Source organism: Streptomyces sp. NPDC050416 (assembly GCF_044458845.1).
Classification (GTDB): domain Bacteria; phylum Actinomycetota; class Actinomycetes; order Streptomycetales; family Streptomycetaceae; genus Streptomyces.
Genome location: NZ_JBITII010000009.1, coordinates 342215 through 363945, shown reverse-complemented (window position 1 = coordinate 363945; position 21731 = coordinate 342215). Strand labels below are relative to the sequence as shown.

Annotated in this window: 20 protein-coding genes; 12 read left to right on the top strand and 8 right to left on the bottom strand. The window is 71.8% G+C overall.

The genetic code is table 11. The features are described from left to right. Window positions 1-190: 190 nt before the first annotated feature. Window positions 191-826, bottom strand: coding sequence for a TetR family transcriptional regulator (locus tag ACIBL4_RS28050; protein WP_356926052.1), 636 nt, complete (start codon window positions 824-826; stop codon window positions 191-193). Window positions 827-960: 134 nt separating this feature from the next. Between ACIBL4_RS28050 and ACIBL4_RS28045 the strand changes: the two genes are divergently transcribed. Both ACIBL4_RS28045 and ACIBL4_RS28040 read left to right on the top strand, forming a co-directional pair. Beyond that, window positions 961-1683, top strand: coding sequence for a VOC family protein (locus tag ACIBL4_RS28045; protein WP_399414571.1), 723 nt, complete (start codon window positions 961-963; stop codon window positions 1681-1683). Window positions 1684-1885: 202 nt separating this feature from the next. Beyond that, window positions 1886-4258 (top strand): PQQ-binding-like beta-propeller repeat protein, encoded by a 2373-nt coding sequence (locus ACIBL4_RS28040; protein WP_399414570.1) that lies wholly within the window; start codon window positions 1886-1888, stop codon window positions 4256-4258. 19 nt (window positions 4259-4277) lie between these two features. On the opposite strand, the gene ACIBL4_RS28035 is transcribed toward ACIBL4_RS28040, so the two are convergent. From ACIBL4_RS28035 to ACIBL4_RS28020, 4 genes are all read right to left on the bottom strand, one after another. Beyond that, window positions 4278-5231 (bottom strand): alpha/beta fold hydrolase, encoded by a 954-nt coding sequence (locus tag ACIBL4_RS28035; protein WP_399414592.1) that lies wholly within the window; start codon window positions 5229-5231, stop codon window positions 4278-4280. A gap of 90 nt (window positions 5232-5321) precedes the next feature. Then, window positions 5322-6095: an enoyl-CoA hydratase/isomerase family protein gene (locus tag ACIBL4_RS28030; RefSeq protein ID WP_399414569.1), complete on the bottom strand. Its 774-nt coding sequence runs from the start codon at window positions 6093-6095 to the stop codon at window positions 5322-5324. Then, the gene (locus tag ACIBL4_RS28025; RefSeq protein ID WP_399414568.1) at window positions 6092-6505 is read right to left on the bottom strand and encodes a Zn-ribbon domain-containing OB-fold protein; all 414 of its coding nucleotides are present in this window, start codon (window positions 6503-6505) and stop codon (window positions 6092-6094) included. The genes ACIBL4_RS28030 and ACIBL4_RS28025 overlap by 4 nt, the downstream gene beginning before the upstream one ends. A gap of 1 nt (window position 6506) precedes the next feature. Continuing rightward, entirely contained in the window at window positions 6507-7667 is a 1161-nt protein-coding gene (locus ACIBL4_RS28020; protein WP_399414567.1) for a lipid-transfer protein, read from the bottom strand. A gap of 113 nt (window positions 7668-7780) precedes the next feature. Between ACIBL4_RS28020 and ACIBL4_RS28015 the strand changes: the two genes are divergently transcribed. Next, the gene (locus ACIBL4_RS28015; protein ID WP_399414566.1) at window positions 7781-9418 is read left to right on the top strand and encodes a FadD3 family acyl-CoA ligase; all 1638 of its coding nucleotides are present in this window, start codon (window positions 7781-7783) and stop codon (window positions 9416-9418) included. Here ACIBL4_RS28015 and ACIBL4_RS28010 read toward each other — a convergent pair. After that, a complete protein-coding gene (locus ACIBL4_RS28010) occupies window positions 9381-10307 on the bottom strand; it encodes an SMP-30/gluconolactonase/LRE family protein (protein WP_399414565.1) in 927 nt (308 codons plus the stop codon). The two genes, ACIBL4_RS28015 and ACIBL4_RS28010, sit on opposite strands and share 38 nt — an antisense overlap. A 307-nt stretch (window positions 10308-10614) precedes the next feature. Here ACIBL4_RS28010 and ACIBL4_RS28005 point away from each other — a divergent pair, with 307 nt between their 5' ends. The 7 genes from ACIBL4_RS28005 (at window position 10615) to ACIBL4_RS27975 (ending at window position 17906) form a co-directional block, all read left to right on the top strand. Beyond that, window positions 10615-13635, top strand: coding sequence for a BTAD domain-containing putative transcriptional regulator (locus ACIBL4_RS28005; RefSeq protein ID WP_399414564.1), 3021 nt, complete (start codon window positions 10615-10617; stop codon window positions 13633-13635). Window positions 13636-13852: 217 nt separating this feature from the next. Continuing rightward, complete coding sequence (locus tag ACIBL4_RS28000; RefSeq protein ID WP_037671516.1) at window positions 13853-14038, top strand: hypothetical protein; 186 nt, start codon at window positions 13853-13855, stop codon at window positions 14036-14038. A 131-nt stretch (window positions 14039-14169) separates the two neighbouring features. After that, on the top strand, window positions 14170-14382 hold the full coding sequence (locus tag ACIBL4_RS27995) for a hypothetical protein (RefSeq protein ID WP_399414563.1): 213 nt from the start codon (window positions 14170-14172) through the stop codon (window positions 14380-14382). Between the two features lie 199 nt (window positions 14383-14581). Next, a complete protein-coding gene (locus ACIBL4_RS27990; RefSeq protein WP_399414562.1) occupies window positions 14582-14869 on the top strand; it encodes a DUF559 domain-containing protein in 288 nt (95 codons plus the stop codon). Window positions 14870-15009: 140 nt separating this feature from the next. Next, window positions 15010-16245, top strand: coding sequence for an amidohydrolase family protein (locus ACIBL4_RS27985; RefSeq protein WP_399414561.1), 1236 nt, complete (start codon window positions 15010-15012; stop codon window positions 16243-16245). Between the two features lie 2 nt (window positions 16246-16247). Further along, window positions 16248-17165, top strand: coding sequence for an LLM class F420-dependent oxidoreductase (locus ACIBL4_RS27980; protein ID WP_399414591.1), 918 nt, complete (start codon window positions 16248-16250; stop codon window positions 17163-17165). Window positions 17166-17267: 102 nt separating this feature from the next. Beyond that, window positions 17268-17906, top strand: a complete 639-nt coding sequence (locus tag ACIBL4_RS27975; RefSeq protein ID WP_399414560.1) for a LuxR C-terminal-related transcriptional regulator — start codon at window positions 17268-17270, stop codon at window positions 17904-17906. A gap of 21 nt (window positions 17907-17927) precedes the next feature. On the opposite strand, the gene ACIBL4_RS27970 is transcribed toward ACIBL4_RS27975, so the two are convergent. Continuing rightward, window positions 17928-18719 carry a hypothetical protein gene (locus ACIBL4_RS27970; RefSeq protein ID WP_399414559.1) on the bottom strand — a complete coding sequence of 264 codons (792 nt, stop codon included), beginning with the start codon at window positions 18717-18719 and terminating at the stop codon, window positions 17928-17930. Between the two features lie 38 nt (window positions 18720-18757). After that, complete coding sequence (locus ACIBL4_RS27965) at window positions 18758-19501, bottom strand: hypothetical protein (protein WP_399414558.1); 744 nt, start codon at window positions 19499-19501, stop codon at window positions 18758-18760. A 167-nt stretch (window positions 19502-19668) separates the two neighbouring features. Between ACIBL4_RS27965 and ACIBL4_RS27960 the strand changes: the two genes are divergently transcribed. Beyond that, window positions 19669-20439: an SDR family NAD(P)-dependent oxidoreductase gene (locus ACIBL4_RS27960; protein WP_399414557.1), complete on the top strand. Its 771-nt coding sequence runs from the start codon at window positions 19669-19671 to the stop codon at window positions 20437-20439. A 117-nt stretch (window positions 20440-20556) separates the two neighbouring features. Continuing rightward, window positions 20557-21675: an LLM class flavin-dependent oxidoreductase gene (locus tag ACIBL4_RS27955; protein ID WP_399414556.1), complete on the top strand. Its 1119-nt coding sequence runs from the start codon at window positions 20557-20559 to the stop codon at window positions 21673-21675. The last annotated feature ends 56 nt before the right edge of the window (window positions 21676-21731 follow it).

Sequence of the window (21731 nt, the reverse complement as noted above, 5' to 3'; positions counted from 1 at the left end):
GCTGATCCGGGTCCACCGCCGTTACAACGCCCCGCATCGCCCCCGGGGTTTTTGCCCACTCCGCCCGCGGGGCTAACCCGCTCTTCGTCCGCCGGGGCCCCCCCCCCCCGGGGGGGGCCCCCCGGGGGGCCCCGCCGCCTGCCAGACAGGACTTGGATACGGGAAAAAGGGCCGGGGCCGGCCGGCCGGGCTACTTCGTGGGCTTCCTGCCCGTGACGCCCAGATGTACCAACAGCGCGAGGTTCGGCTTCAGTTCGGCCTGCTTCACGCCCCAGGAGGAGAAGCCCTTCTGGTGGGAGGCGACGGCCGCGAGCATCGCGACCAGCGAACCGGCGATGGCCGCCGGGTTCACGTCCTTGTCGACCCGGCCCTTGGCCTGGAGCTCGGCGACGGAGTCCGCGAGGGAGTTGTTCACCGAGTTGAGGATCTTCATCCGGAGTTTGTAGAAGCGCTTGTCGCCCTCGGCGGCGCCGAGATCGACGACCCGGAGGATCGCGTCGTTCTTGCGCCAGAACTCCAGGAACCCGTCGACGAGTTCCTGCGCCGTCTGCCAGCCGGCCTTGCCGGCCCAGGAACGGCCCTGGAGGAGTTCCGTCAACGCGGCGCCCTCGGTCGCCATTTGCTCGGCGATCTCCAGGACGGCGCCCTCGACGTCCGGGAAGTACTGGTAGAAGGTCGCGGGCGAAGTGCCCGCCTTCCGGGCGACATCGATGACTTTGACGTCCCGATACGGGGAGGAGCTGAGCATCTCGCTGAGGCAGTCGAGCAGCTTCTGCCGGGTCGCCTGCCCACGCCTACCGGCCACGCGGCCGTCGACGGTACGCACTTGTCCTGTCATGCCGTCAGCTTACCGAGGCGTGATCGGGGCGCGATTCGGCCGACTGCAAATGGGGTGTAAGGGAGTGAGGGGGCTGGTGTGCCTGGTCTGCGGGGTGCGGCAGTCGCGGTTACGTTGTCGGCATGGCCGAAAACAGGGCATCGGTGTACGCAGAGGGCGTTCCCTGCTGGGTGGACGCGCAGCTTCCCGACGTCGAGGCGGGCAAGCGGTTCTACGGTGAACTTTTCGGGTGGACCTTCGAGGACTGGTTCGGCCCCTTCGCGCAGGCCCTGAAGGACGGTGAGCCCGTGGCCGCGCTGGTCCGCAAGATGGACGGCCGGCTGCCCACCGTGTGGACGGTGTACTTCGCGACCCCCGACGCGGCGGCCCTGGCCCGGCGTATCCGGGCGGCCGGCGGGCAGGTCGTCTCGTCGCCGGTGCCGGCCGGGGGGCTCGGCGTCACCGCCCTGGTCACCGACCCGGAGGGGGCAGTCTTCGCCCTGTGGCAGCCGGGCGAGCACCCCGGCTTCGGCCGGCGGCACGAGCCGGGCACCTTCGCCTGGGCCGAGCTGTACGCCCGGGACACCGAGGCGGCCAACGCCTTCTACGGTGATCTCTTCCAGGAGGCCCTGTTCGGGCCGGAGGCCGAGCCCGACGTCGGCCGCGCCCCGGTCACCGACGTGTTCCCGGCCGAGATGCCGCCCCACTTCCTCGTCCACTTCGCCGTCGAGGACGTACCGGCCGCGCTGGAGGACGTCACCCGTCTCGGCGGCCGGATCCAGGCCCCGCCCTTCGACACCTCGTACGGCACGGTCGCCGTCGTCACGGACAATCAGGGGGCGTCCTTCGCGCTGCTGCACCGCTGAGCAGGGCAGATCGAGCAGTGTTTGGTCATTGTTTGATCGCCTGTGTACCGAGACACCCCAATTGTCACCGGGTTCGCAACCACGGCTCCGGCCAGGAAGAATCGGGGTGCGTGCCGCCATGGCGGTGCGGTGGTGAGACGCTGCACGGGGTCGCGTGGAACATGTGGCTTGGCGCGGCTCGTACGGGGAGGTGGCAGGCAGAGTGGTGGATCAGCTGACGCAGCACGATCCGCGGCGGATCGGGCCGTTCGAGGTGCTGGGACGGCTGGGTGCCGGCGGCATGGGGCTGGTCTATCTCGCCCGCTCGGCGTCCGGCCGGCGCGTGGCGATCAAGACCGTCCGCACGGAGCTCGCCGAGGACCAGCTGTTCCGGGTCCGCTTCACGCGTGAGGTGGAGGCGGCCCGCGCCGTCTCCGGTTTCTACACGGCCGCGGTGGTGGACGCCGACCCGCGCGCCGCCGTGCCGTGGCTGGCCACCGCGTACGTTCCCGCGCCCTCCCTCGAAGAGATAGTGAACGACTGCGGCCCGCTCCCGGCCCAGGCGGTGCGCTGGCTGGCGGCGGGCGTGGCCGAGGCGCTCCAGTCCATCCACGGGGCGGGGCTGGTGCACCGGGACCTCAAGCCGTCGAACGTCCTCGTCGTCGAGGACGGCCCCCGGGTGATCGACTTCGGGATCGCGTCGGGCGTTTCGAACACACGTCTGACGATGACGAACGTCGCCGTGGGCACGCCCGCCTACATGTCCCCCGAACAGGCCAAGGACTCCCGCAGCGTCACGGGCGCGAGCGACGTCTTCTCCCTCGGCTCCATGCTGGTCTTCGCCGCCACCGGGCACCCGCCCTTCCACGGCGCCAACCCGGTCGAGACCGTCTTCATGCTGCTGCGCGAGGGCCCGGACCTGGAGGGCCTCCCGGACGAGCTGCGCCCGCTCATCGAGTCCTGCATGCAGATGGACCCGACGGCCCGCCCCAACCCGGCCGACCTCCAGGCCCAGCTCGCCCCCCACCTCTTCGGCTCCGGCTCCGACGACAGCGGTACGGCCTCCGCGTGGCTGCCCGAGCGGGCGGTGAGCCTGATCGAGACCCGCCGCAACGGCCGCCCGGCCGGCAAACCCGCCCCCGGCGCCGGCCGCAGCGGCGGCGGACGCCCCGCCCCCATCCCGCCCCCGCCCTCGCACGACCCCGTCGTCCAGGCGCCCGCGCCCGTGCCCGCCCCGGTCGGCGGCCCCGACACCGGCCCCGTCCGGCTGGCCGGCGCCCAGGTGCCCATCGGCCCGGGCCCGCGCGTCGCCGACGTCCGTGCCGCCGCCGTCAAGGCGCCCCCGCCCGAGGCCGCCCTCGCCGCCTCCTGGTCCAAGCCCCGCCCCGGCGTCAACGGCACCGACCCCGCCGTGGGCCCCGCCGTCGCCGCGCCCCCGGCCCCGGCCGCGCCGCCCGAGCAGGCGAGCGGCTGGCGGCCCTGGCGCTTCCGCATGTCGAACGACGTCTGGGGCACCCCCTCCGTCGACGGCGACCTGGTCTACGTCACCTCCTTCGAGGTGCACGCGCTGGACGTGGCCACCGGCCGCCGCCGCTTCAAGACCCGGGACGTCGCCTGGTCCATGGCGGTCGCGGACGGCCGTATCCACGCCTCCGACGGACCCACGCTGTTCGCCCTCGACGCCCGTGAGGGCGCCGACCTGTGGCGCCTCCAGACGGATGCCTGGGTCTACTCGCTCAAGGCCGAACACGGCACGGTCGTCACCGGCACCCGGGGCGGCGGCGTCCAGGGCTGGGAGGCCTCGAACGGGCAGAAGCTCTGGGAGGTCACCGGCTGCCAGAGCGACTTCGAGTCGCCCGAGGCCGGACCCGCCCTGCACGACGGCACGGTCTACGTGTGGCAGGACGCCCGGCTGCGCGCCCTGGACGCCCGCACCGGCGACGAGCGCTGGTCGTACCCCATCGGCGACGCGGCCTCCTGCGGCGGCGTCCCGGTCCGGATCGCCCAGGCCTCCGACGGGTACGTCTACGTCTGCGCCGGCACCCGCGTCCTCGCCCTCGACGTGGCCGCCGGGCACGTGAAGTGGCACTTCGAGGCCCCGGCCGTCTTCCTCTCCCCGCCCACGTTCGTCCCCGGCCCGGCCGTCACCGGCGGCGGCATCTACCTCGCCGACTACCTCGGCACGGTCTACGCCCTCGACGCCACCGACGGCCGGGACCGCTGGCGCATCGCCACCGAGTCCCGGGCCTCCGTCGACCCCGTCCTGGTCGCCGCCGGCCATGTCCACGTGGGCAGCGGCAAGGGCCTCTACACCCTCGACGCGGTCACCGGCACACCCAAGTGGCGCTTCCAGGCGGGCGGCGACATCGTGGGCGCACCCTCGGTGGCCGAGGGCCGCATCCACTTCGGCTCCACCGACCACCTGCTCTACACCCTGAAGGCCGACGACGGCCGGCTTCGCTGGAAGCTCGCCACCGGCGGCGAGATCACCGGCTCCCCGGTCGTCCGGGACGGAGTGGTGTACGCGTGCAGCAAGGACCGCTGCGTGTACGCCCTGGACGCGGAGAAGGGCACGGGCACGGCGCGCACGAGCTAGGGACTGATCACGCAGCGCGTCAGTCCCGCAGCTCCGTCAGGAAGTCCAGCAGCGCCTCGTTCACCTCGGCGGGCCGTTCCTGCTGCGTCCAGTGGCCGCAGCCCGGCAGCAGGAGCGGCTTCCGGCGCAGGTTCGGCATCAACTCGGGCAGTTTCTCGATCAGTTCGGGCGTGCCCGGGAAGGCCGGGACCAGGTCCCGGTCGCCGTACACGTACAGCGCGGGCGGGGACACGACCGCTCCCTGCCAGGGGGCGGTCAGCTCCCAGTTGCGGTCCAGGTTGCGGTACCAGTTGAGCGCGCCGGTGAAGCCCCGCGCGTAGCTGTCGGTGAGGGCGTCGAGGTCCTCCTCGGTCAGCCACCCGGGCAGCACCTCGGGGTCGGGCGCGTCCGCCAGCCAGCCGCGCTCCGGGTCTTCGACCACGGCCTGCTCGGGACGCCCGGCGCCCGGGGCGTCACCGGAGGCGGAGTACAGCAGCTTGCGCAGGGAGGCGCGGGTGTCGGCGGTGAACTCGGCCTCGGCGACCCCGGGCTGCTCGAAGTAGTTCCAGTAGAAGCGCCCGCCGAACCGCTCCCGCATGGTCTTCAGAGGCGGCTGCGCGCCACGGAACGGCGGCGGCACGCTCAGCCCCGCCACCCCGCGCACCACGTCCGGCCGCAGCAGCGCGGTGTGCCAGGCCACCGGCGCTCCCCAGTCGTGCCCGACGACGAACGCCCGCTCCTCGCCCAGCGCGTGGACCAGCCCGACCACGTCGCCGACCAGGTGCAGGATGCTGTACGCCGCCACGTCCTCGGGGTGATCGCTGCGCCCGTATCCGCGCTGGTCGGGCGCGACCACCCGGAAACCGGCCTCGGCCAGCGGACCGAACTGGTGCCGCCAGGAGTGCCAGGACTCCGGGAACCCGTGCAGCAGCACCACGAGCGGGCCCTCGCCCTGCTCCGCGCAGTGCAGCCGTATGCCGTTCACGTCGATCATCCGATGCTCAACCACCCGTCGAGCATACGCGTGTATGGGTAAACGATTCCCTGGCGCAATCGGTGAGCAGCTACCGCAACCGGCAAGCAGTTACCGCAACCGGTACTCGCGCCGCCGCTCGTTGAACAGCCCGGCCTGCTCCTTACCCGTCGCGTTCCCGAGCGCGATGAGATGCGGAGCCTGCGCGAACCCCTGCGCCCGCCCGGCCTGACTCGCGGCCCACAGTGCCCGCACGGTCCCCTGCACGGCCTCGGCCGGATACCCGGCGAGGACGGCGGCGCACGCCCGCGCCGCCTCCAACGCCTCGCCCTCCGCGACGAGTTCCGACACCAGCCCGACCTCGTACGCACGCCGCGCGGAAATCCGCTCCGCCGTTCCCATCAACGCCATCCGCGCGACCTCCCCGTACGGCATGCGCTGCGCCATCAGGACGGTCTCGTAGGCGCTGACCATGCCGTAGGTGGTGTGCGGGTCGAAGAACGCGGCGGTGGCGTCGGCGACCAGGAACTCCGCCTCCCCGAGCAGGTAGAAGGCGCCCCCGCAGGCCATCCCGCGCACGGCGGCGACGACCGGCTTCCACAGGTCGTTCGCCTTCGGCCCGATGCCGAGCAGCGGATCGTCCTGGGAGTAGGGCGAGTCCGGCTGCGGCACGACGGCGTCCCGGTCGATGCCCGTACAGAAGGCCCGCTCACCGGCCCCGGTGAGGACCACCGCCCGCACGGAGGCGTCGAACCGCAACTGCCGCCAGACCCGGGCGAGTTCACCGGCCATCTCCAGATCGACGGCGTTGAGCCGGTCGGGCCGGTTCAGGGTGACGACGGCGACCCCGCTGTCCTCGTCGGTACTCACCAGCACAGTGCTCATGACCGCTCCGGCACCCACCGGGGAAGCCCGTCGTCGAAGACGGCCCGCACCCGGGCGCCGATCCGGAGCCGGTCCGCCGGGAGGGAGCCGAGCGGCTCGCCGGGCCCGGCGACGAGGTTGCCGACGAGCCGGATGCGCGGAGCTTCGTCGAGTTCGACGACGACCACGTTGTACGGCGCCAGTTCGGCGTAGCCGGGCAGCAGCGGCGGATGCGGAACGACGTACGACCAGACGCGGCCCCGGCCGGACATCCGGCGCCAATCGCTCCGGAAGGACTGGCAGTGCGGGCAGCAGGGCCGGGGCGGGAAGCGGAGCTCGCCGCATCCGGCGCAGGCCTGGACCCGCAGCTCGCCCCGGGCGGCGTACTCCCAGAAGGGGGCGCCGTCGGTGTCGGTGACGGGACGCAGCATGTCAACTCCTCAGCAGCACGGCGGAGGTCGGGACGCCCTCGCCCGCGGTGACCAGACAGACCGAGGCGCCCGGCACCTGCGCGGTACTGGTCCCGCGCAACTGCTTCACCCCTTCGTTGATCAGGTTGAAGCCGTGCACGTAGGCCTCGGACAGCCCGCCCCCGCCGGTGTTCACGGGCAGCAGCCCGCCGGTCTCCAGCGCCCCGCCCTCGGTGAACGCCCCGCCCTCGCCCCGCCCGCAGAACCCGTAACCCTCCAGGGACAGCAGGACCAGGGGCGTGAAGGCGTCGTAGATCTGGGCGACGTCCACGTCCTGCGGTGTCAGGTCGGAGTGTTTCCACAGGTGCCGGGCGGCAGCCCAGGCCGGGCCCGTGAGGGGGTCGTCGTTCCAGTAGTTGACCATGCCGTGGTGCTGGGCGGGGAGCGACTGGGCGGCGGCGTGGACGTAGACGGGCGTGCGGCGGCAGTCCCGGGCGCGCTCGGCGGAGACGACGACACAGGCCAGCGCCCCGTCCGTCTCCAGGCAGTTGTCGAAGAGGCAGAGCGGCTCGCTGATCCACCGGGACGTCATGTACATCTCGCGGGTGAGGGGCCGGTCGTACATGATCGCGGCGGGGTTCTGGTTGGCCCGGTTGCGGCAGGCCAGGGCGACGTTGAACAGGTGGTCCCGGGTGGCGCCGTACTCGTGCATGTAGCGGCGGGCCAGCATGGCGATCTCGTCGACCGGCCGGAGCAGCCCGAACGGCCGGGTCCACTGGGCCGGGGTGGGCAGCTGGACGGCGGTGTTCGTCCACGGCCGGGGCCCGCTGCCCCGCTTGCGCGACCGCCAGGCGACGCCGACGCTCGCCTGCCCGGTGGCGACGGCGGCGGCGAGATGGGCGACGGTGGCACAGGAACCGCCGCCTCCGTAGCCGACCTTGCTGAAGAAGGTGAGGTCGCCGAAGCCGCAGGCCTTCGCCAGCTCGACCTCGTCCGTCTCCTCCATGGTGTAGGAGGCGAGGGCGTCGACCTCGCCGGGAGCGATCCCGGCGTCGTCGAGGGCGGCCAGGACGGCACGGCAGGCGAGGGTGCGCTCGTCCTCGGGGAGCCGCTTGGCGAAGGGTGTCTGGCCTATGCCGACGATGGCGGTGGCGTCTTTGATGCCGCCCGATCCTGCTGCCATGCTGCGCGCACCTCCGGGCCGAACGGTTCGACGGTTCGCTGACAGACCGTCAGATTACAGCTAATCTGACGGTCAGTCAGCTCCTGTGCCGGCTACTGCTGGGGAGGCTTGCGGTGCGAGCGGATACGGAGTGGGGAAGCATCCCGGGCCTGGTGCGCACGGCGGCCGAGCGGTACACGGACGTCGAGGCGGTCGTCGAGGGCCGCACCCGGATCACCTACGCGGAGCTGGGCGCCCGCGTGGAGCGCGCGGCGGCGGCCTGCCTGGCCCACGGCATCCGACCGGGCGACCGGGTCGGCATCTGGGCGCCGAACACGCTCGACTGGATCGCCGGCGCCCTGGGCGCGGTCTCGGCGGGCGCGGTGCTCGTGCCGCTGAACACCCGCTTCAAGGGCACGGAGGCGGCCGACGTGCTGCGCCGCAGCGGGGCCCGGCTGCTGTTCGTGACGGGCACGTTCCTCGGCACCTCGTACGTGGCGTCGCTGCGCCGAGCGGCGGGGCAGGGCCCGGGCACCGGACCGCTGCCCGGCCTGCCGGACCTGGAGCACGTGGTGGTCCTCTCGGAGGACGCCCCGGCCGACTTCCGCACCTGGAAGGACTTCCTGGCCAGCGGAGAGGCGGTCGGGCCGGCACAGGTGCGGGCGAGGGCGGACGCGGTCGACGGTTCCCGGCCCTCGGACATCGTCTTCACCTCGGGCACGACGGGCCGCCCGAAGGGCGCGGTCATCACCCACGCCCAGACGCTGCGGGCGTACGACATCTGGAGCGACCTGGCGGGCCTGACCCGGGGCGACCGCTACCTCATCGTCAACCCGTTCTTCCACACCTTCGGCTACAAGGCCGGGGTGATCGCCTGTCTGATGCGGGGCGCGACGATGATCCCCCAGCCGGTGTTCAACGTGGACACGGTCCTCGCCAACATCGCGGCCGAACGGATCTCCGTGCTCCCCGGCCCGCCGACCCTCCTCCAGTCCCTCCTCGACCATCCGGCACGGGACGCCCACGACCTGTCGGCCCTGCGCCTCGTGGTGACGGGAGCGGCGGTGGTGCCGCTGAGGCTCGTCGAGCGGCTGCGCGGGGAACTCGGCGTCGGCACGGTCCTGACGGCCTACGGGCTCTCCGAGGCCGGCGGCGTCGTCACGATGTGCCGGCGCGGCGACGACCCGACGGTGATCGCGTCGACGTCGGGCCGCGCGATCCCCGGCACCGAGATCCGGGTCGTGGACGGGCGGGGCGAGCCCCTGGGCCCCGGCACACCGGGCGAGGTCCTGGTCCGCGGCTTCAACGTCATGACCGGCTACTACGAGGACGAGGCCGCCACCGCCGAGGTGCTCTCGGAGGACGGCTGGCTGCGCACGGGCGACGTGGGAATCCTGGACGCCGCGGGCAACCTGCGCATCACCGACCGTCTCAAGGACATGTTCATCGTCGGCGGCTTCAACGCCTACCCCGCCGAGATAGAGCAACTCCTGAGCCTCCACCCGGACGTGGCGGACGTCGCGGTGATCGGCGTCCCCGACGCCCGGCTGGGCGAGGTCGGCAAGGCGTACGTCGTACGGCGGCCGGGCGCACTGCTGACCGCGGACGACCTGATCGCCTGGTCCCGCAGGGAGATGGCCAACTACAAGGTCCCGAGAACGGTGGAGTTCGTGGCGGAGCTGCCCCGCAACGCGAGCGGAAAGGTCATGAAGGGCGCGCTGCGGGACGGCCCGCTCAGCGGCCGGCCGACGGCAGCGCCGGGGTCCCGGTGACGGACATGACCAGGGAGTACAGGGTGGTGTCGGCGGCGATGAACAGCCGATTGCGCCGGGGGCCGCCGAACCGGATGTTGGCCACCGTGCCGGGCACCAGGACGCGGCCGAGGAGCGTGCCGTCGGGGTCGTAGCAGTGCACACCGCCGTGCAGGGCGGCGGCCCAGAGCCGTCCCTCGTCGTCGAACCGGATGTTGTCGAAGTTGCCGTCGCGGCACTCGGCGAAGACATCGCCGCCGGTCAGGGTGCCGTCCGGCCGGACGTCGAAGACGCGGATGTGATTGGCCAGGCTGTCCGACACGTACAGCTTGCGCTCGTCGGGGGAGAACACCAGCCCGTTCGGGCCCTGGAAGCCCTCGGCGGCCACGCGCACCTCGCCGCTGCCCGGGTCCACGCGGTACACGTTCCGGGCGCCGATCTCGCTCTCCCCGCGGTGCCCCTCGTAGTCGGTCGCGATCCCGAACTCCGGGTCGGAGAACCACACCGACCCGTCGGACCGCACCACGGCGTCGTTCGGGCTGTTGAGCCGCTTCCCCCGGAACCGCTCGGCGATCACCGTGACCGACCCGTCGTGCTCGGTCCGGGTCACCCGCCGGTTGCCCTGCTCGCACGTGATGAGCCGCCCCTGGCCGTCCAGGGTGTTGCCGTTGGGATACCCGGCGGGCGAGCGGAACACCCCGACGGATCCGGTGGTCTCGTCCCAGCGCAGCAGCCGGTCGTTCGGGATGTCACTCCACAGGAGATACCGCCCGGCCGGCACGTACACCGGCCCCTCGGCCCACCGGCACCCCTCGAAAAGCGTCTCCAGCCGCGAGTCCCCGGCCTGACACCGACCGCTCCGAAACCGCTCGTCAAGGGTCTCGTACGTCTGCGGTTGCTCACCGGGCATGGACCCCCACCTCCACCTTCACTCCGACTCCTGCTCTGCCGGACCACTATCCCGCCCGCCCCCACCCCTCACCCCCGCCAACACGGGAAACTGGAGCGTTCGGGCGCCTTGCGGCCCCCGTCACCTGGGAAACGCACCTGCCCCGTGGCCCAATCGCTCCAACCCCTCCGGATCCTGGAAGCGGAGAGAGTGTGCGGGCCTTGTGGACTCCCGTGCGTCGCCCTGTGATCGGTGTCTCCCACGGCTGACGTATCCGCCGCGCACAAGGCAAACTGGCGTGGTTGCTCAGGATGTCTAGGGGGACTGCATGGACGGTGTACCGGACGGTGTACCGCGCGTACCGGAGCAGCGGCGTTCCGACTCCTCGGCGGAGCCGCCGAAGACGCCGGAGTCGGGGGAGTCGGTGGAGTCGGGGGGATCGATGGCGCGGGCGGCGTTGCGCTTCGGCGTGCTCGGGCCGGTGCGCGCCTGGCGGGCCGACGAGCCGCTCGCCACCGGTTCCCCCCAGCAGCGCGCCCTGCTCGCCGCCCTGCTGCTGCGCGAGGGCCGTACGGCCACGGCCGCCGAGTTGATCGACGCCCTGTGGGGCGAGGAACCGCCCTCGCAGGCCCTGGCGGCGCTGCGCACGTACGCCTCCCGGCTGCGCAAGGTCCTGGACCCAGGAGTCCTGGTCAGCGAATCCGGCGGGTACGCGGTACGGGACCTCGGCGACGGCGCCCTGGACCTGACCGTCGCCCAGGACCTGGCGACCGAGGCGGAGAAGGCCCGGTCGGCCGGCGACCTCTGCCACGCCCGCGAGGTGCTGCGGCAGGTCCTCGCCCTGTGGGACGGGGAGACCCTGGCCGGCGTGCCGGGCCCCTACGCGGAGGCACAGCGCGTCCGCCTGGAGGAGTGGCGGCTCCAGCTCGTCGAGTCCCGGCTGGACATGGACTTGGAGCAGGGCTGCCACGCGGAGGCGGTCTCGGAGCTCACCGCCCTCACCGCGGCCCACCCTCTCCGCGAACGGCTCCGCGAGCTGCTGATGCTGGCGCTGTACCGCAGCGGCCGCCAGGCCGAGGCCCTCGCGGTGTACGCCGACACGCGGCGCCTGCTCGCCGACGAACTGGGCGTGGACCCGCGCCCCGGCCTGAGCGAACTGCAACAGCGGATCCTCCAGGCCGACCCGGGGCTGGCGGAGCCCTCCTCCCCGGCCCCCGAGCCGGCCGCCGTCCCGGTCCGTCCGGCACAGTTGCCCGCCACGGTGCCGGACTTCACCGGCCGCTCCGGTTTCGTGCGCGAGCTCGGCGACATCCTGTCCTCGGCCGAGAACCGGGTCATGGCGGTCTCGGCCCTGGCCGGCATCGGCGGCGTCGGCAAGACGACCCTCGCGGTGCACGTGGCCCACCAGGCGCGCGGGGCGTTCCCGGACGGGCAGTTGTACGTCGACCTCCAGGGCGCGGGCGCCCGGGCGGCGGAGCCGGAGACGGTCCTGGGCTCCTTCCTGCGCGCCCTCGGCACGGCCGACACGGCGATCCCCGACTCCCTGGAGGAGCGCGCGGCGCTGTACCGCTCGGTGCTGGCCGGCCGCCGCGTCCTGGTCCTGCTGGACAACGCCCGCGACGCCGCCCAGGTACGCCCGCTGCTGCCCGGCACGGACGGCTGCGCCGCGCTGGTCACCTCCCGGGTGCGGATGGTGGACCTGGCCGGTGCCCATCTGATCGACCTGGACGTGATGGCGCCGGACGAGGCCCTGGCCCTGTTCACGAAGATCGTGGGCGAGGAGCGGGTGGCGTCCGAGCGGAAGGCCGCCCTGGACGTGGTGGCGGCCTGCGGCTTCCTGCCGCTGGCGATCCGCATCGCGGCCTCCCGCCTGGCGGCCCGCCGTACCTGGACCGTGTCGGTCCTCGCGGCGAAGCTCGCCGACGAACGCCGCCGCCTGGACGAACTCCAGGCCGGCGACCTGGCGGTGAAGGCCACCTTCGAGCTGGGCTACGGCCAGCTGGAGCCCGCCCAGGCCCGCGCCTTCCGCCTGCTGGGGCTGGCCGACGGCCCGGACATCTCCCTCCCGGCGGCAGCGGCGGTCCTCGACCTTCCGGTCGAGGACACGGAGGACCTCCTGGAGTCCCTCGTCGACACCTCCCTCCTCGAATCGGCGGCCCCCGGCCGCTACCGCTTCCACGACCTCGTCCGGCTCTACGCGCGTGCGTGTGCGGAGCGGGACGAGGAGCCGCCGAGCGAGCGCGGCGCGGCGCTGTCGCGGCTGCTGGACTTCTATCTGGCGTCCGCGGCGGGGGTGTACGCGATCGAGCGGCCCGGCGACGGGCTGGTGGACCGTCTCGAGCCGGCCTCGTATCCGGGGCTGCGGTTCGACAGCCGGCACGCGGCGCAGGACTGGCTGTACGCGGAGGCCATCTGCCTCCTCGCGTGCGTACGGCAGTCCGCGGGGCTGCCGGACACCCTCCCCCGGGCGATCGACCTGCTGTGGGCCGCGCACGACCTGTCCGAGTCGGGCGCCAACTCCCGGGAGTACGAGGCGACGGCCGAGGCCCTCCTGGACGCGGCGCGGCAGTTCGGCCTCGCGCGGGCGGAGGCCCGGGCGCTCATGACGCTCGTCAACGTCCACCACGTCGGCGGCCGCTTCGAGCGGGCGGACCAGGAGGCGGAACGGGCCATCGTCCTCGCGCAGCAGGCCGGCGACCTGCTTCCCGTCTGCTGGGCGACCAACGCACGCGGCATCATCGCGCTCTACCAGAACCGGCACGAGGACGGCGAGGAACACCTCTCCCGGGCCATCGAGCACTTCCGGGCCCTGGGGGACCGCCCCGGCGAGGCCGCCGCGCTGTGCAACCTCTCCCGGATCCACCTCGCGACCGGGCGGACCCAGAGCGCGGTCGCGCTGGCCCAGGAGGGCATCGACATCTACGACGCCATGGGCAACTCCATGCGCGGGGCGAACGCCCGCTACGCCCTCGGCCTGGCCCTCACCCAGAGCGGTGAGCTGGGCGACGCGGCCGGCCGGCTCCAGGAGGCGCTGGAGGTGTTCCGGGACAGCAGGCAGCGCCTGTGGGAGGGCATGAGCCTGTTCCGGCTGGCCGAGGTGGATCTCGCCGCCCGGCGCCCCGCGCAGGCCGCCGCCAACGCCGAGATGGCACTGACCGTGCTGCGCGGTATCGGCGGGGAGTGGCGGCGGGGCAACGTCCTCACCGTCCTCGGCCGCGCGCTCAGCGGCATAGGGCAGACCGGCCGGGCTCAGGTGTGCTGGCAGGAGGCGGCGGCGATCTACGAGGAGCTGGGCTCGCCCGAGGCCGCCGAGGTGCGCGCGCTGCTGTCGCCGGTGCGGGCGGCCTGAGGCCCGGCGCGCACGCGTTCATCATTCGTTTATCGCTCCCCGCCATGCTTGAGGCAGTCGATCCGTCGCGTCGGGGGGCAGACGGGTCACTGCGCGGGGCCTGCCACCACGGAACCGGGGTGAGCGGCCCGGGCGGGCCCGCCCCGGTCACCCTCGGGGGAGTGACCGGGCGGGTCCGCCGACCTCACTGCTTGATCCACCAAGGGGAGTTGACGACATGGGCGACGAGCTCAAGCCGCAGGACCTGCACGCCACGGGCGGCACGGACGGCGAGGCCTCGACGGAGGACCTGCACGCCACGGAAGAGGGGGCCGTGCGGACGCAGGACCTGCACGCCACCGACGAGCCGCTGGAGACCAAGGACCTGCACGCCACGTCGGAGCCGTTCAAGCCGACGAAGTAAGCCATCTCGACACGGGGTTCGGCCGCGGCGGCGCGGAGGGGGAGCCGTCGCGGCCGAGGTGTGTCCAGGCTGAGCCGGAGAGTTATCCACAGGCCGCCAAGCCGTGCCCCCGTTCCTGCGATCTTGGCGGCATGGAGGAACGAAAGGCCCTGCGGGAGTTGGCGCAAGGCGGCGTGCTGCTCACCTGCCGTGCCCTGGAATCCGGTTGGCCCGCGCGGAGCCTCACTCGTGCCCTCAGGGCTGAGGGCTGGAGCCGCCTGCAGTCGGGTGCCTGGGTGGAGCCGGGCCGGGCCGCGGACCTGCCCACGCGGCTGCGAGCCGTCCAGCTGCTCAACCGTTCCTGAGGACTGAGCAGGCGTCAGCCTGATCAGTGGGCCCGGACGGTCTTGGGCGCACTGGTCCCCGGCGTACTCAACCCCAGGGCGGCGACCCGCATCCTGTGCGTGGTCCGATCCTGGGAGGCCAGTTCCCTGCGCACTCCCCCCGGGAGCAGCTGCCAACCTCCGGGCCGGGTCGCCGGCCGAGACCGTGGCCCGCCTGCGCATGGCCGACGCCGGCCTCCGGCCCGAGAGTCAGGTCCAGCCGTTCACCCCTCTCGGCCGGCGAGTCGTCCTCGACTTCCTCTTCCGGCGTGAGGGACTCGCGGTCGAGATCGAGGGGTACGCCCACCACGGCACACGCGAGGCTCACCGACGGGACGTCTCCCGCTTCAACCAGGTCCTCCAGTGCCCCGAGGTGCGCACTCTCCTGCGCTTCACCGCCCAGGACGTCTTCCGGAACCCGGATCAAATGATCAGGGAGATCCGCGCGGCCCTGACCGCTCCGGGGTGAAGGGCCGGGGGGATCGGAGCACGTGGGCCAACGAGTCGCGAACACGCCCAGGTGCGCTGTGGCCGGCGCCGCCCAAACGCTCCAGTACCCATCCCGTACCCGTAGCTGACGCACCGTCAGATCAGCGCTACCGTGGCTTCATGGACAGCCACGAGAGCACGCTTCCGCTGATCATCTCCGTGGACGACCACACCGTGGAGCCCGCGACCGTCTGGCAGGACCGGCTCCCGGAGAGGTACCGGGGCGTCGGTCCCCGGATCGTCCGTGCGCCCGTGAAGGAGATGACGTTCCTCGGAGGGCGTTTCAAGCCCGTCATGGGCGCCCCGGGGGACGACGGTCCCGTCGGTGACTGGTGGGTCTACGAGGACCTCCGCCGGCCCCTGACCCGCCTCGACACCGCCGTCGGGTACGACAGGGACGAGATACGCCTGGAGGTCATCACCTACGAGCAGATGCGGCCGGGCTCCTACGACGTCCCGGCCCGGCTCGCCGACATGGACGTCAACCACGTCCAGTCCGCCGTGTGCTTCCCGACGTTCCCGCGTTTCTGCGGCCAGACCTTCACCGAGGCCAAGGACCACGAGCTGGGGCTGCTCTGCGTCCGTGCCTACAACGACTGGATGGTGCAGGAGTGGTGCGGGCCCGAGGCGCACGGGCGGCTCATCCCGCTCACCCTGATCCCGCTCTGGGACCCCGAGCTGGCCGCCGAGGAGGTCCGGCGCAACGCCGCCCGCGGGGTCCGTGCCGTCGCCTTCTCCGAGATCCCGCCGTACCTGGGGCTGCCCTCCGTCCACACCGACGACTGGGACCCCTTCCTCGCCGCGTGCGACGAGACCGGCACGGTCGTCGCCATGCACATCGGCAGCAGCAGCCGGATGCCCTCCACCTCCGCCGACGCCCCACCCGCCGTCGGCTCCACCATCACCTTCGCCAACTGCTGCTTCTCGATGGTCGACTGGCTGATGAGCGGCAAGTTCGAGCAGTTCCCGAATCTGAAAGTGATGTACGCCGAGGGGCAGATCGGCTGGATCCCCTACATCCTGGAGCGCGCCGACGTCGTGTGGGAGGAGAACCGTGGCTGGGGCGGCGTCGCCGACAAGGTGCACCGGCCGCCGTCCGAGCTGTTCGCCGAGCACGTCTACGGCTGCTTCTTCGACGACGCCTTCGGGCTGCGCAACCTGGACGCGATCGGCCTGGGCAACGTGCTCTACGAGACCGACTACCCGCACTCCGACTCCACCTGGCCCAAGTCCCGCGAGGTCGGTGAGGCGCAGATGGGGCACTTGGAGCCGGAGGTGGTGGAGCGGATCGTTCGGCGGAACGCGATCGAGCTGCTGGGCCTGACCGACGACGGACTCTGGGACGGGGCGCGGTGACCCTGGCCTACGGGATCCAGCTCCCGGTCCAGTCCCAGAGCACGATCTACGCCGAGCCCTGGGAGGCCGCCGCCGGGCCCGAGGACCTGCTCGCCGTGGCCCGCGCCGCCGACCGCGCCGGTTTCGCCTACCTGGCGTGCTGCGACCACGTCGCCATCCCGCGCCGGCTCGCGTCCGCGATGAGCACGGTCTGGTACGACCCGGTCGCCACCCTCGGCTTCCTCGCGGCGGCCACCGAGCGGGCCCGGCTGCTCAGCCACGTCGCCGTGGTGGGGCTACGGCATCCGCTGCTCAGCGCCAAGCAGTACGCCACCCTCGACCACCTGTCGGGCGGCCGGCTGATCCTCGGGGTCGGGGCGGGGCACGTGCGGGAGGAGTTCGAGGTGCTGGGGGCCGACTTCGAGCGGCGCGGCGCCGTGCTGGACGAGTCGATCGACGCCCTGCGCGCCGCCTTCGGGCCGGAGGAGTTCCCCGAACATCACGGCAAGTTCTACGACTTCGAGGGGCTCGGGCAGCGGCCCCGCCCGGCGCAGGACCGGGTCCCGGTCTGGGTCGGCGGGTCCTCGCCGGCCGCCCTGCGACGGGCCGCGCTCAAGGGAGACGGCTGGCTGCCGCAGGGAGACCCGAGGGACGTGCTGCCGGACCGGATCGCGCGGGTGCGGCGGCTCAGGGAAGAGGCCGGGGTCGAGGGGCCGTTCAGCGTCGGGGCCATCGCCGAGCCCCTGTACGTCGGGGCGGCGGGCTGGGACGTCGGGCGGCGGACGGTCAGCGGGCCGGCCGAGGCGGTCGCCGAGTCGCTGCGGGCCTACCGCGCGATGGGCGTGGACCAGGTGCAGGTGCGGTTTCGCAGCCGGAGTCGGGCCGAACTCGTCGCGCAGATCGAGCAGTTCGGAGAGGAGGTCGCGCCGCTGCTCCCGTAAGCGCGTTCCTTGAAAGCTTGAACATGTCCACGCCGGTCTCCGTATGTACGGACGTACGGACACGTACGGACTCGTACGGCTTCGGCGGAAGGACACAATGACGTGCGCACTTCCCGGAAACTCTCCGTCGCCCTCGCCTGCCCGGAGGGCCCCTGGCCGCATCCCGACTGGCCGTCACCGGACGACCCGTACGTCGAACGCGCGGTGAGCCTGCGGCCGCCCCCGCCCTTCCGCGTCCCGGGCGGCGTCGACGTCGTCGTCCTGCACTGCTCCGAACCGGTCGACGGACTGCGGCAGTTGCGGGCCGACGGCGTGCCGGTGATCGTGATCGGCCCGGACCGGGACGCCGACACCATCGTGGAGGTGTTCCGGGGCGGCGCCGGGTACCTGGTCGAGGGCGACTACTGCACCTGCATGCTCTCCTCGGCCGTCGTCGGGGCCACCATCGGGCACACCTACCTCTCCCCTGCGGCCTGCGCGGCCCTGCGCGAGGGGGCCCGGCGGGCGTCCACGCAGGGCACGGCGCTGGAGCGGCTGCGCGGGCAGCTCTCCCCGCGCGAGCGGCAGATCATGGAGCTGCTGTCGACCGGGCTGGGCGCGCAGGAGATCGGGCTGCGGTTACGGCTGAGCGAGAAGACCGTCCGCAACAACCTCAGCAACATCTACGCCAAGCTGGACGCCCGCGGCAGCACGGACGCGGTCCTGAGGTGGCTGGGAGCCGCGCCCGTGCTTCGCATCTGAGAACCTCAGGAAGCGGTTCTTCTATCCTGCCGGAATTTGCGACAGCGGGATCTCGACGTCGGTGACGTTCTGGCCGGCCTCACCGAATCCCGGTTCGGACCGCAGGGCGCGTGTGGAATTCTTCAGGCCCGACGCCTCAGGCGTTCCGCACTTCACGTTGCGCAGCCACAGCCGTCCGTCGGGGGTGCCGTTCTTCAGGATCTGCGGATAGAAGACGTGCACGCTCGTGGCGCCCTCGCTCGGGGAGAAGAAGACCGTGCCGCCGTCCTGCGCCTCCTTGTACGTGGCCTTGAGATAGCCGCTCACGTCGGTGCGCTTCGCGGACCACATGAAGAACCCGACACTGTCGGGCTGCACGGTGTCCGTCCTGCTGAACTGCAAGGTGGTCGTCTTGTCGTCACGCGTGATGCCGATCTCGGACGTGCTGAACTTCGCGCCGATCTCGAAGAAGGAATTGCCGAGTTTGGTGTCGGCGCCCGCGGTGAAACCGTCCTCCAGCTGCGTGGTCCTGGTGACGGACGTGCTCACGTTGAAGGTCTTCGAGGCGGTGCTCGTCGATCCGCAGTTGTCGGTCACCGCGGAGACGCGCTGATTGGGGCCGAGGCTGTTCCGCTTGAACTGGACGTCGACGAACTCGCAGTTCTCCAGCTTGTCGGAGTCCGCCGCGCAGTCGGCGGTCACCTCGGAGGGGGTGGCGGCACCCGCGCGATCCATCAGCGGTACGGCCACCGCGACGGCCGCGACCGGGGCCAGGGCGAGGGTGATGCGCTTCTTCTTGCTCCGGTGGCTTCTCGAGCGGCCGGTGCGTGTCATGGGGTTCTCCTGTGGGGGGTAAGAGAGTCGGCGGTCGGTCAGCAGTCGGTCAGTACGGCCTTGGAGGTGCCGTCCACGACACCCGGCGCACCGGCCGCCCCCGGCAGCACGACCGGGCCCTCGACGACCTCCGGCGCCACGAAGTTCTGTTCCGGCGTGGCGTTGGTGACGGTCGTCGCCTCACGGGCGTCGATCCGCACCCGCCACTCGCCCGTCATGCGCTGCATCTTCGGCGTGAACTCCATGTGGAGGACCTTGCCGACGGGGACTTCCCGCTGTTCGGTGTCTCCGGCGGTCGCCGACCTGACGGTCATGTCGAGCGTGCCCTTGTGCTTGACCCAGGATCCGCTCAGCGCCCCGAAGAGCCCTCCGGCACCGCCCTGCTGGGTGGAGGTGTACTTGCCCTGGCCCTGTGCGGTGGTCGCCTGCCAGGTGACGGAAACCTTCGCCGGTTCGGTGGCGCCCGGTTCGCAGTTCGGGAAGTCGATGGAGGCCTTTTCGGCCGGGCCGTCGAAGGTCTCGAACTTCGTCTCGACGAAATCGCAGTTGTCGGAGGCGAAGCTCGGTCCGGCGATGGGGTGGCCGCCGAAATCGGAGATGGACTGCTGCTTTCCGTTGAGCACCTTGGCCCGCTGGCACATCGTCATGATCTGCTCGGGTGTCTTCTCGTCGGCGGCGTTCGCCGACGGCAGCAGCACCGTGGCCACGGCACCACCGGTCACGAGAGCCGATCCGATCGCGACGATCCTGATCTTCCTGTTCTTCAGTCTTCTCTTGGCCATGGGCCCGATCCTGGAAGGTCCCGACCGGCCCCGACAGGGTCAAACATCCCTACTTGCGGGTTACGTGAGATTCGCCTCAGCAACGTCCAGGCCTTGCATCTGACGCCTCGTCAGGTATGCCGGTACGATGCCCAGTCCACCGTGTCCACCGCGCGAAGGGGGCTGCCATGGGCAAGCTGGACGGACGGGTCGTCATCATCACCGGAGCGGCGCGCGGCCAGGGCGAGCAGGAGGCCCGGCTGTTCGCGGCCGAGGGCGCCCGTGTGGTCGTCGCGGACGTCCTCGACGACCAGGGCGAGACCCTCGCGGAGGAGATCGGCGCCCGGTACGTCCATCTCGACGTCGGCAGGGAGGACGACTGGCAGGCGGCCGTCACCGCCGCCGAGGACGCGTACGGCCGGGTCGACGGGCTGGTCAACAACGCCGGCATCCTCCGCTTCAACTCCCTCCTCGACACACCCCTCGACGAGTTCATGCGGGTCGTCCAGGTCAACCAGGTGGGCTGCTTCCTCGGCATCAGGGCCGTCGCGCCCGGCATGGCCGACGGGGGCACGATCGTCAACACCGCCTCGTACACCGGTCTAACGGGCATGGCGGCGGTGGGCGCGTACGCGGCGAGCAAGCACGCCGTGGTCGGGTTGACCCGGGTCGCCGCGCTGGAGCTGGCCGGGCGCGGGATACGCGTCAACGCCGTCTGCCCGGGCGCGATCGACACCGCGATGTCCAACCCGGCCCGGCTGGACCCGGCCGCCGACACGGAGGAGACGGCCAGGGGGCTGGACCGGCTGTACCGCAAGCTGGTGCCGCTGGGGCGGGTCGGGCGGCCGGAGGAGGTGGCGCGGCTCGCCCTGTTCCTGTCGTGCGAGGACTCCTCCTACATCACCGGGCAGCCGTTCGTGATCGACGGCGGCTGGCTGGCGGGGGTGAGTGTCATCTGATCCGTCGGCGATGGTCTGACGGCTCGTCAGCTATTGACGCTCCCGGGGAGCGGTGGAACAGTCGGAGCCATGTATCTGACGATCCGTCAGAATTAACTCGTGAGGCGGTGAATCTCCTTGGAATTCGGGGTCTTCGTACAGGGATACGTGGGCAAACGGGCCGAGACCGACCCGCTCGCCGAACACAAGGCGCTGATGGAGGAGACCGAGTACGTCATCCAGGCCGACAAGTCCGGCTTCAAGTACGCCTGGGCCTCCGAACACCACTTCCTGGACGAGTACTCGCACCTGTCCGCCAACGACGTCTTCCTCGGGTACCTGGCACACGCCACGGAACGCATCCATCTGGGTTCGGGCATCTTCAACCCGCTCGCCCCGGTCAACCACCCCGTGAAGGTCGCCGAGAAGGTCGCCATGCTCGACCATCTCAGCGAGGGACGGTTCGAGTTCGGCAGCGGGCGAGGCGCCGGCTCGCACGAGATCCTGGGATTCATGCCGGGCGTGACCGACATGAACCACACCAAGGAGATCTGGGAAGAGACCATCGCCGAGTTCCCCAAGATGTGGCTCCAGGACGAGTACGCCGGCTTCCAGGGCAAACACTGGTCCCTGCCGCCGAGGAAGGTCCTGCCGAAGCCGTACGGCGGCTCGCACCCGGCGATGTGGTACGCGGCCGGGTCGCCGCCGTCGTACGCCATGGCCGCGAAGAAGGGGCTCGGCGTGCTCGGCTTCAGCGTGCAGAAGGTCTCCGACATGGAGTGGGTGCTGGAGCAGTACAAGACGGCGATCGTGGACGCCGAGCCGGTCGGTGACTTCGTCAACGACAACGTGATGGTGACGACGACGGCGATCTGCGCGCCGACGCACGAGGAAGCGGTGCGGATCGCGGCGAACGGGCAGCTGCACTATCTGCCGTCGCTGGTGTTCCGATACCACGACACGTTCCCGCGGCCCGAGGGGTTCCCGGTGTGGCCGGAGACGCTGCCCGAGTACACCGAGGAGTTGGTGGAGGTCCTCATCGAGGAGGAGCTGCTGATCTGCGGGGATCCGGATGAGGTGCTCACGCAGTGCAAGCGGTGGGAGCAGGCGGGGGCGGACCAGTTGAGTTTCGGGCTGCCGGTGGGGGTGCCGAAGGAGGAGACGCTGCAGACGATTCGGCTGGTCGGGGAGCATGTGATTCCCAAGATCGATACGGATCCTGTGCATCGGACTTCGCGGTTCCGTCAGGGGGCCTGAGCGTTCGTTGGCGGGTGCGGGTGGTTCGCGGCCGGTCGCGCAGTTCCCCGCGCCCC

Coding starts and splice junctions, on each gene's coding strand:
- ACIBL4_RS28045 (WP_399414571.1), top strand. CDS start 961: ATGGCCGAAAACAGGGCATCGGTGTACGCAGAGGGCGTTCCCTGCTGG.
- ACIBL4_RS28035 (WP_399414592.1), bottom strand. CDS start 5,231: ATGATCGACGTGAACGGCATACGGCTGCACTGCGCGGAGCAGGGCGAG.
- ACIBL4_RS28030 (WP_399414569.1), bottom strand. CDS start 6,095: ATGAGCACTGTGCTGGTGAGTACCGACGAGGACAGCGGGGTCGCCGTC.
- ACIBL4_RS28025 (WP_399414568.1), bottom strand. CDS start 6,505: ATGCTGCGTCCCGTCACCGACACCGACGGCGCCCCCTTCTGGGAGTAC.
- ACIBL4_RS28020 (WP_399414567.1), bottom strand. CDS start 7,667: ATGGCAGCAGGATCGGGCGGCATCAAAGACGCCACCGCCATCGTCGGC.
- ACIBL4_RS28010 (WP_399414565.1), bottom strand. CDS start 10,307: ATGCCCGGTGAGCAACCGCAGACGTACGAGACCCTTGACGAGCGGTTT.
- ACIBL4_RS28005 (WP_399414564.1), top strand. CDS start 10,615: ATGGACGGTGTACCGGACGGTGTACCGCGCGTACCGGAGCAGCGGCGT.
- ACIBL4_RS28000 (WP_037671516.1), top strand. CDS start 13,853: ATGGGCGACGAGCTCAAGCCGCAGGACCTGCACGCCACGGGCGGCACG.
- ACIBL4_RS27995 (WP_399414563.1), top strand. CDS start 14,170: ATGGAGGAACGAAAGGCCCTGCGGGAGTTGGCGCAAGGCGGCGTGCTG.
- ACIBL4_RS27990 (WP_399414562.1), top strand. CDS start 14,582: ATGGCCGACGCCGGCCTCCGGCCCGAGAGTCAGGTCCAGCCGTTCACC.
- ACIBL4_RS27985 (WP_399414561.1), top strand. CDS start 15,010: ATGGACAGCCACGAGAGCACGCTTCCGCTGATCATCTCCGTGGACGAC.
- ACIBL4_RS27970 (WP_399414559.1), bottom strand. CDS start 18,719: ATGACACGCACCGGCCGCTCGAGAAGCCACCGGAGCAAGAAGAAGCGC.
- ACIBL4_RS27965 (WP_399414558.1), bottom strand. CDS start 19,501: ATGGCCAAGAGAAGACTGAAGAACAGGAAGATCAGGATCGTCGCGATC.
- ACIBL4_RS27960 (WP_399414557.1), top strand. CDS start 19,669: ATGGGCAAGCTGGACGGACGGGTCGTCATCATCACCGGAGCGGCGCGC.